The 8,753-nt window shown below is 68.2% G+C and carries 9 protein-coding genes; 5 read left to right on the forward strand and 4 right to left on the reverse strand.

Annotation, left to right across the window (positions count from 1 at the left end):
- Positions 1 to 626 (reverse strand): LysR family transcriptional regulator (locus tag AC1DOC_RS09065; protein WP_478129688.1); only part of this gene is annotated, 626 nt, incomplete at its 3' end.
- Positions 627 to 791: 165 nt separating this feature from the next.
- Between AC1DOC_RS09065 and AC1DOC_RS09070 the strand changes: the two genes are divergently transcribed.
- Positions 792 to 1,112, forward strand: coding sequence for a DUF2917 domain-containing protein (locus AC1DOC_RS09070; protein WP_012746144.1), 321 nt, complete (start codon positions 792 to 794; stop codon positions 1,110 to 1,112).
- A 56-nt stretch (positions 1,113 to 1,168) separates the two neighbouring features.
- On the opposite strand, the gene AC1DOC_RS09075 is transcribed toward AC1DOC_RS09070, so the two are convergent.
- On the reverse strand, positions 1,169 to 1,573 hold the full coding sequence (locus AC1DOC_RS09075) for a BLUF domain-containing protein (protein WP_012746145.1): 405 nt from the start codon (positions 1,571 to 1,573) through the stop codon (positions 1,169 to 1,171).
- Positions 1,574 to 1,741: 168 nt separating this feature from the next.
- Between AC1DOC_RS09075 and AC1DOC_RS09080 the strand changes: the two genes are divergently transcribed.
- The gene (locus tag AC1DOC_RS09080) at positions 1,742 to 2,434 is read left to right on the forward strand and encodes a Crp/Fnr family transcriptional regulator (protein WP_012746146.1); all 693 of its coding nucleotides are present in this window, start codon (positions 1,742 to 1,744) and stop codon (positions 2,432 to 2,434) included.
- 19 nt (positions 2,435 to 2,453) lie between these two features.
- On the opposite strand, the gene AC1DOC_RS09085 is transcribed toward AC1DOC_RS09080, so the two are convergent.
- Positions 2,454 to 3,308: a DUF6279 family lipoprotein gene (locus AC1DOC_RS09085; protein ID WP_230537737.1), complete on the reverse strand. Its 855-nt coding sequence runs from the start codon at positions 3,306 to 3,308 to the stop codon at positions 2,454 to 2,456.
- Between the two features lie 31 nt (positions 3,309 to 3,339).
- Between AC1DOC_RS09085 and glmU the strand changes: the two genes are divergently transcribed.
- Entirely contained in the window at positions 3,340 to 4,770 is a 1,431-nt protein-coding gene (gene glmU / locus AC1DOC_RS09090; RefSeq protein ID WP_478129689.1) for a bifunctional UDP-N-acetylglucosamine diphosphorylase/glucosamine-1-phosphate N-acetyltransferase GlmU, read from the forward strand.
- 24 nt (positions 4,771 to 4,794) lie between these two features.
- Here the strand turns inward: glmU and AC1DOC_RS09095 are convergent, their stop codons facing one another.
- On the reverse strand, positions 4,795 to 5,280 hold the full coding sequence (locus AC1DOC_RS09095) for an Lrp/AsnC family transcriptional regulator (protein ID WP_012746149.1): 486 nt from the start codon (positions 5,278 to 5,280) through the stop codon (positions 4,795 to 4,797).
- 139 nt (positions 5,281 to 5,419) lie between these two features.
- On the opposite strand from AC1DOC_RS09095, the gene glmS reads away from it, so the two are divergent.
- Both glmS and AC1DOC_RS09105 read left to right on the forward strand, forming a co-directional pair.
- Entirely contained in the window at positions 5,420 to 7,300 is a 1,881-nt protein-coding gene (glmS, locus tag AC1DOC_RS09100) for a glutamine--fructose-6-phosphate transaminase (isomerizing) (protein WP_018903607.1), read from the forward strand.
- A gap of 115 nt (positions 7,301 to 7,415) precedes the next feature.
- The coding region (locus tag AC1DOC_RS09105) for a Fic family protein (protein WP_478129690.1) at positions 7,416 to 8,753 on the forward strand (1,338 nt) is incomplete at its 3' end.

The raw sequence follows: 8,753 nt of genomic DNA on the forward strand, positions 1-8,753 counted from the left end.
AGGTGCGTGCGGTGCGCGTCGCCGGCCTCGATCAGCGTGAAGCCGGTGATGTCGGCGGGCGTCTTGATGGGCGGGCTGCTCTTGAGCAGCCAGGGGCTCGCCACGGGCGTGAGCGTTTCGCCGAACAGGCGCACGGCGTTGGGCGGCATGACCTCGCGCGTGCCGTAGCGCAGCGCGATGTCGACGTCCGCCACCTCCAGGTCGACCGCCACGTCGCTGGCGTCGATGCGGATGTCGATCTCGGGGTTGTCGCGCTGGAAGGCCTCGAGCCGCGGGATCAGCCACATCGATGCGAAAGACGCAAAGGTGGTGAGCGACACGCTCTTGCGCCCCGCGCTCTGGCGGATCTGGCGCAYGGCCGTGTCGATGCGCGGCAGCGACTGCTGCACCGCAAGCAGCAGCTGCGCCCCCGCGCTCGTGAGCTCCACCGCCCGCGTGTGGCGCAGGAACAGCGCCACGCCCACTTCTTCCTCGAGCGACTGGATCTGGCGGCTCACGGCGGACTGGGTGAGCGCCATTTCTTCGGCGGCGGCGCGGAAGTTGAGATGGCGCGCCACCGCCTCGAAGGCGCGCAGGTGCCCCGCGGAAATGGGGCGGGAGCGCAGATGGGTTTGCGAATGCTGCATGGATGGGGGTGTGGGCGGCATCGGAGCATTGATGCGGATTCGGAATCAGTAGGCTACCTCGTTTTCATTGGACTGCCAACGCCATGGAAACGATCATTCATTCCCGAACTGCGCTATTGCCTCTGTCTTGTCATCGCAATTCGGCAACGCCCAAGGAGTTTCATCATGTCCACCGCCGTCTGCACCACCCAATCGCTTGCTTCCCTGCCGTCTTCCACCCGCACCGCTTCGGCCGTTCCGCCGGCCGTGCGCCGCGGCGCCTGGCAGATCGCGCCCGGCGAGGCGATGAGCCTGAAGGCGCGGTCGGCCAGCGTGCTGCGGGTCAAGCAGGGCCGGGTCTGGGTCACGCCGGACGCCACGTCCGCCAGCGCCAGCGAAGACCTGGTGCTGGCCCCGGGCGAATCGCTGAACGTGGCCGCGGGCCAGCGCATCGTCATGGAAGCATGGGACGGCTACGGTGCCACTTACTCGTGGGACCAAGCCTGAGCGCTGCTCGACCTCCCATGGACGCAAAGGGCGGCTTCGGCCGCCTTTTTCTTTTTTCAGCCGTTGATGTCGAAGCTGGGGCGCAGGGCCAGGAAGTGCGCCAACGCGGCTTCGCCGTCCAGCGCACGGATGCCGGCCATGAGGTCGGGCCCTTCGCTTTCGGCCAGGCCCATGCCAAAGCCGCTGTAGCGGCGTGACGCAAGCGGGCCGCGGCGGAAAATCTTGATGTCGGTGTGCCGGCGGTCCTGTTCGATGCGGCGCATCAGCGTCTCCACCGCCCCATGCGGGCCTTCGAGGTGCTGGCAGAAGCGCATGCCGTCGAAGACGAGCAGGCCGGTGATGCCGTACTGGGCATTGCGTGCGCGGGCCAGGGTCACGATCGAGCCCACGGTGGCCGGCGGCAGGTCCGGCGTGAGCATGCTGCAATAGAAGACTTCGTGGAGAGCTTGCTTTTCTGTCATGCGTTCGGAAGCGGAAGGCGTGCGAAGTGTATGAATCTCCCGGGCCCCGCGAAATGTCAAAAGACACAGGTCCGAAGCCTATAGTGGCGCGTGAAATTCGAGGACCATGCATCCCCCGCCTCGCCCCCTGCGGGCCCCCACCCCTGCGAGCGCTGCGCGCTGCGAAAGATGGAAGCCTTCCTGCCGGTGGCGCCGCAACAGCTCGAAGCCATCGCATCCTTCAGGGCCGGCTCCCGCCGCGTCGCCGCCGGCGCCACCATCATCGACGAGCACCGGCCGAGCGCCGAGCTGTTCACGCTCTATGCCGGATGGGCCTTTCGCTACAAGACGCTGAGCGACGGCCGGCGCCAGATACTGAGCTTTCTGCTGCCCGGCGACTTCATCGGCCTGCAGGACGAGTTTGCCGACGGCCACACGCACGGCGTGGAGGCCGCGAGCGAGGCCACGCTCTGCGTGTTTCCGCGCGGCCGGCTCTGGGAGCTGTTCCATGCCCAGCCGAAGCTCGGTTACGACATCACCTGGCTGGCCGCGCGCGAGGAAAAGCTGGTCGACGACAACCTGGTCACCACGGGCCGCCGCAACGCGGCCGAGCGCGTGGCCATGCTGCTGATGCACCTGTACCGCCGGGCCCAGCGCGTGGGCATGGTGCGCGACGGCTGGGTCGAGTTTCCGTTCAGCCAGCAGCACCTGGCCGATGCACTGGGGCTGTCGCTGGTGCATACCAACAAGACGCTGCGCCGGCTGCAGAGCCTGGGGCTCTACAAGCTCGACGCCGGCTGGCTGCGCATCCTGGAGCCTCGCGCGCTCGAGGCGCTGGGAGACTACTTCGAGCGCCCGATGCGGCCGACGCCGCTGATCTAGCAGCTGCCCGGCGACCGTGCTAGCGCGCGGCCACCAGCTGCCGCAGGTCGTCGTGGTAGGCCTGCAGCCGGCGCACCGCCTGCTCCCGCTGGGCGGCGCTGGCGGTGTTGTGCAGCGCGGCCAGGTTGCGGCAGCCTTCCTGCAGCAGGGCCTGCTGGTGATCGTGCCAGGGGCCGGGCGGCGGCTCGGCGATGCGCATCACGTAGGCATGGATGGCCGCGCGCGCCTCGGCCGCGGAGGGTTTGGCGGCATTGAAGCCGCGCAAGAGCTGCAGCGCCTCCTGCTGGCGCTGGCGGCGCTCGGCATCGGCCAGCCGCGGATCGAACACCGATTGCGCCACCTGCCGCCGCAGCAGCTCGCGCTGCTCCGGGCTCAGCCGGCCATAGAAATCCTCCAGCCGGTCGAGGAAGCGGTCGTAGCGCTTCTCCTGCACATCGGCGGCGCTGCGTTCGAGCCATTCCTTGCGATAGTCGGCATTGTTCTTCGCGTACTTGCGCTCGAGCTGCTGCAGCTGCGCCGCGGTCAGGCTCAATGCCAGCTCGGTGCCCGCCGGCTCGGCGCGCTCGGCGACCGCCAGCAGGCGCTCGCGGATCTGGTCCGCCATGCGGCAGGCCTGGGCCGCGGTCACGTCGTGCGGCGCCAGGGCCTGGGCTTCCTGCAGCAGGCTGGCAATGCGCGGCAGCTCGTTCTGGCGGTGCCAGGTCAGCAGCTGTGCGAGCTCGTCGCGCACCTTGGGCGTCTGCGCGCCGTCGAAATCGAGGTAGGTGTCGAGCCACCAGTAGCTCACCTCGGGCAGGTTGTTGTAGGCCAGCCTGACCGTGCTGCAGCCCGCGAGCGCGGCCGCCGCCAGCAGCGCGCCGATAATCCGCGCCAACTTGGCGCAACGCATTCGGGTAGAAAGAAGCATGAATCAGATTCCGCAAGACAACCAGGGACCGGTCGACGTCGTCATCATGGCGGCCGGCAAGGGCACGCGCATGAAAAGCAGGCTGCCCAAAGTGTTGCACCGTTTGGCCGGACGCGCGCTGCTCGGGCACGTGACCGATACCGCCGCGCGCATCGGCGCGCGCCACGTGGTGGTGGTGACCGGCCACGGCGCGGCCGAGGTCGAGGCCGCCATGGCCGGCAACGCCATCGGCGCCGCCTTGCAGTTTGCGCGGCAGGAGCCGCAGCTGGGCACCGGCCACGCGGTGCAGCAGGCGGCGCCGCTCCTGCCCGACGACGGCACGGTGCTGGTGCTGTCGGGCGACGTGCCGCTGATCGGCGAGGACACGCTGCGCGCGCTGATCGCCGCCAGCGGCGGCCGGCGGCTCGCGCTGCTGACCATCGAGTTCTACGATCCCACCGGCTACGGGCGCATCGTGCGTGCCGAAGGGCAGGCGGGCGGCGAGGTCAWGGCCATCGTCGAGCAGAAGGACGCGACCGAGGCGCAGCGCGGCATCCGCGAGATCTACAGCGGTGTGATGGCCGTGCCCGCCGCGCTGCTCAAGGGCTGGCTCTCGCGGCTGGACAACCGCAACGCCCAGGGCGAGTACTACCTCACCGACATCGTCAAGCTGGCCGCGGCCGACGGCGTGCCCGTGGTCGCGCATGTCATCGACGATGCGCTCCAGGTCGCCGGCATCAACAGCCCCGCGCAGCTGGCGGCGCTGGAGCGCGCCTGGCAGCTGCGGCAGGCCGAAGCGCTGATGGCGCAAGGCGTGCGGCTGGCCGATCCCGCGCGCTTCGACCTGCGCGGCGCGCTGGCCTGCGAGGCCGACGTCGAGATCGTCGTCAACTGGGTGTTCGGAGGGTCGGGGTTCGGGGGCGAGGGCGTGCGCGTCGGCGCCAATTGCGTGATTGCCAATGCGCGCATCGAGGCCGGTGCGGTGATCCATCCCTTCACCCACATCGACGGCGAGAAGGCCGGCGTGACCGTGGGCGAAAGGGCGCTGGTCGGCCCCTTCGCGCGGCTGCGGCCGGGCGCGCAGCTGGGCGCCGAGGTGCACATCGGCAACTTCGTCGAGGTCAAGAACTCGACCCTGGCCGAGGGCGCCAAGGCCAATCACCTGGCCTACCTGGGCGATGCCAGCGTGGGCCGACGCGTCAATTACGGCGCGGGCAGCATCACGGCCAACTACGACGGCGCCAACAAGCACCGCACCGTCATCGAGGACGACGTGCACGTGGGCAGCAACTGCGTGCTGGTGGCGCCGGTCACCATTGGCGCGGGCGGCACCATCGGCGGCGGCTCGACGGTGAACAAGTCGACCGAGCCCGGCGCGCTCACGGTGGCGCGCGGCAAGCAGGTCAGTTTTGCGAACTGGAAGCGGCCGCAGAAGCAGCCGAAGGCCTGATCGAAGGGCGCCTGCCGTGGCGCCTCAGGGCGTGAGCGGCACCCTGGGATCGAACTTCGCGCGCTTCAGGCTGAAGAAGGCCTTGACGTTGCGCACATTGCCGTCGGCCGTGAACAGGCGCTGCGCCAGGGCGCTGTAGTCCGGCATGTCGCGCGCCGCCACCACCAGCACGAAGTCCGGCCCCGGCGAGACGCGCCAGCATTGCTGCACGGCGTCGTCGGCGATCACGCGGGCCTCGAAGGCATCGAGGGCCGCGGCGTCCTGCCGGTCCAGCGAAATCTCGACCACCGCCTGCAGGCCGTGGCCCAGCACCGCCGCAAGCCGGTCGGGCGAGAGCAGTGCGACCTGGCGCTCGATCAGCCGCTCCTGCCGCAGGCGTTGCACGCGGCGCAGGCAGGTGGGCGGCGAGATGCCGACCTCGGCGGCCAGCCGCTGGTTGGTCTGCGAGGCATCGCGCTGGAGCGCGTCGAGCAGGCGGAGGTCTATTGCATCGGGGGAAAATGGTTCCATATTCAATGGGATTATGGAATAAAAATCCAACTACCTGAGTCGATGAAAGAAAAGTTCGAAATCCATCGAATTTCGACCGCATATTTTTTCATCCGCTTCCTACCATCGAGCCTCTTCTCCAGATTAAAGGCAGCTCACCATGTGCGGCATCGTCGGCGCAGCGTCCCATCGCAACATCGTTCCGGTCCTGGTCCAGGGCCTGCAAAGGCTCGAATACCGCGGCTACGACTCCTGCGGCGTGGCGGTCCATGCGGGCGGCCTCACGCGGGCGCGCACCACCTCGCGCGTGGCGGACCTCGTCACGCAGGTGCGCGAAGACCATGTCGAAGGCCTGACCGGCATCGCCCACACGCGCTGGGCCACGCACGGCGCGCCTGCCGTGCACAACGCCCATCCGCACTTCAGCCACGGCCCGGGCGCCGACGCGCAGGGCGCGCGGCCAGGCCGCATCGCGCTGGTGCACAACGGCATCATCGAAAACCACGAAACCCTGCGCGCGGCGCTCGAGGCCAAGGGCTACGTGTTCGAGAGCCAGACCGACACCGAGGTCATCGCCCACCTCGTCGACAGCCTCTACGACGGCGACCTGTTCGAGGCCGTGAAGGCCGCGGTGCTGCAGCTGCACGGCGCCTATGCCATTGCCGTGATGTGCCGCGACGAGCCGCAGCGCGTGGTGGGTGCGCGCGCCGGCTCGCCGCTGATCCTGGGCGCGGGCAAGGAGGGCGGCGAGAACTTCCTCGCGAGCGACGCCATGGCGCTGGCCGGCGTGACCGACCAGATCGTCTATCTCGAGGAAGGCGACGTGGTCGACCTGCAGCCCGGCAAGTACTGGATCGTCGACCGCCACCACAAGCCCGTGCAGCGCCAGGTGCGCACCGTGCAGGCGCACAGCGGCGCGGCCGAGCTCGGCCCGTACCGCCACTACATGCAGAAGGAGATCTTCGAGCAGCCGCGCGCCATCGGCGACACGCTCGAGGGCGTGGCCGGCATCGTGCCCGAGCTGTTCGACGGCGTCGGGCAGGACGGCGCCACCGGTGCCAGCGCGCACCGCGTGTTCAAGGACATCGACAAGATCCTCATCCTGGCCTGCGGCACCAGCTACTACAGCGGCTGCACCGCCAAGTACTGGCTCGAGAGCATCGCGAAGATCTCGACGCAGGTCGAGATCGCGAGCGAATACCGCTACCGCGATTCGGTGCCCGATCCGAAGACGCTGGTGGTCACCATCAGCCAATCGGGCGAAACGGCCGACACGCTGGCCGCCTTGAAGCATGCGCGCTCGCTTGGCATGGAACAGACGCTGACCATCTGCAACGTGGCCACCAGCGCCATGGTGCGCGAATGCAAGCTGGCCTACATCACGCGCGCCGGGGTGGAAATTGGCGTGGCCTCGACCAAGGCCTTCACCACGCAGCTGGCCGGCCTGTTCCTGCTGACGCTCGCCATCGCGCAGACCAAGGGGCGCCTGAGCGAAGCCGACGAGGCGCGCTACCTGAAGGAGATGCGGCACCTGCCCGTCGCGCTGCAATCGGTGCTCGCGCTCGAGCCGCAGATCATCGGCTGGGCCGAAGACTTCGCGCGCAAGGACAACGCGCTGTTCCTCGGCCGCGGCCTGCACTATCCGATCGCGCTCGAAGGCGCGCTCAAGCTCAAGGAAGTGACCTACATCCACGCCGAGGCGTACGCCGCCGGCGAACTCAAGCACGGCCCGCTCGCGCTGGTGACCAGCGAGATGCCCGTGGTGGCCGTGGCGCCCAACGACACCCTGCTCGAAAAGCTCAAGAGCAACCTGCAGGAAGTGCGCGCGCGCGGCGGCGTGCTCTACGTGCTGGCCGACGGCGACACCAGGATCAAGGGCAGCGAAGGCCTGCACGTGATCCGCATGCCCGAGCACTACGGCGCGCTCTCGCCGCTGCTGCACGTGGTGCCGCTGCAGTTGCTGGCCTACCACACGGCCTGCGCGCGCGGCACCGATGTCGACAAGCCGCGCAACCTGGCAAAGAGCGTGACGGTGGAGTGAGTGTGGGCTTTGCAAGATAGTCTAGCAATGAATTTGCAATAAAATCTAGCAATCAACTGGCAAAAGAACCTGGCAATCGACTACCAGCTGCCGCCAGCAAAGCGAGACCCTGCACATGGCAACTCCCGTCGCCGTTCGTACAGCCACCCCGGCGCAGCGGCGGCTCGCCACCGCCCTGGAAGCACTGCGGACCTTGCAGGAGCAAGGCCGGAGTGTCTTCAATACGGGCGAGTTCTCTCGCGCGGATCGCGAAGCGTTGGTGGGCGCGGGGTTTCTCCAGCCGGTGATCCAGGGTTGGTACATGTCCGCCAGCCCTTCCGCCAAGGCTGGTGACACGACGCCGTGGATCGCGGGGATGAAGGACTTCATTGCCGCCTACTGCAACGCCCGATTCGGCTCCGACTGGTGCGTGTCGGCGGAATATTCGCTGAAACTGCACGCCGGGACGACCTTGCTGCCCAAGCAGGTCGTCGTGCATGCGCCACTGGGCAAGAACGGCGTGCTCGACTTGCCGAACGGGTTCTCGCTCATGGACTACCAGGCGAGGGATTTTCCAGCGGCCGACCGGCGCGACAGCGTCGGCAATCTCCGTACGATGACACTGGCCCAGGCGCTCCTGAAAGTGCCGGAGAACTTCTTCAGGGCCTCCGCCGAGGACGCGCAAGTCGCGCTGCTGTCCATCAGCGACGCGTCCGAGCTGAGCCGCGTGCTTGCGGAAGGCAACCACGGCACGGTTGCCGGCCGCCTCGCCGGTGCGTTCCGCGCGGTGGGCCGGGACGCGATCGCGGATGACATCGTCGGTTTCATGCGGGCCTTGGGCAATCAGGTCACCGAGGCCAATCCATTCGAAACCCCTCTGCGAATTGTTCCGGGCGACCGCATCGAGTCCCCCTATGTTTCCAGATTGCGGCTCATGTGGGCCTCGATGCGCGACGATGCGGCGAGCGCCTTCCCGCTGAAGGAGCCGGGCCGGCCTGACGACGTTGCCGCATACATGCGCGCGGTCGAAGACGCCTATGTCACCGATGCCTATCACTCGCTGTCCATCGAAGGCTACAGAGTCACGCCGGAACTGATTCGCCGCGTCGCGAACGGAGACTGGAACGAGGACATCCACGAGCAGGACCACCAATCCCGGGATGCGATGGCGGCGCACGGCTATTGGCTTGCGCACAACGAGGTCAAGGCGTCCATCCAGAGTATCTTCGCGGGCGCGAACGCCGGGAACGTTCTCAAGGGCGACCACGGTGCCTGGTTCCGGGCGATGTTCTCGCCCAGCGTGACCGCAGGCCTCCTCGCGGCATCGGATCTCGCGGGCTACCGGGGCCATCAGGTCTACATCCGCAACGCGCAGCACGTGCCGCCCCCGCGCGAAGCGGTGCGCGAGATGATGCCGGTCCTGTTCGAGTTGCTGCGCGACGAGCCCTCGGCCGCCGTGCGCGCGGTGCTGGGC

The sequence above is a fragment of the Variovorax sp. 01T439_2 genome (assembly GCF_056398445.1).

Coding starts and splice junctions, on each gene's coding strand:
- AC1DOC_RS09070 (WP_012746144.1), top strand. CDS start 792: ATGTCCACCGCCGTCTGCACCACCCAATCGCTTGCTTCCCTGCCGTCT.
- AC1DOC_RS09075 (WP_012746145.1), bottom strand. CDS start 1,573: ATGACAGAAAAGCAAGCTCTCCACGAAGTCTTCTATTGCAGCATGCTC.
- AC1DOC_RS09080 (WP_012746146.1), top strand. CDS start 1,742: ATGGAAGCCTTCCTGCCGGTGGCGCCGCAACAGCTCGAAGCCATCGCA.
- AC1DOC_RS09095 (WP_012746149.1), bottom strand. CDS start 5,280: ATGGAACCATTTTCCCCCGATGCAATAGACCTCCGCCTGCTCGACGCG.
- glmS (WP_018903607.1), top strand. CDS start 5,420: ATGTGCGGCATCGTCGGCGCAGCGTCCCATCGCAACATCGTTCCGGTC.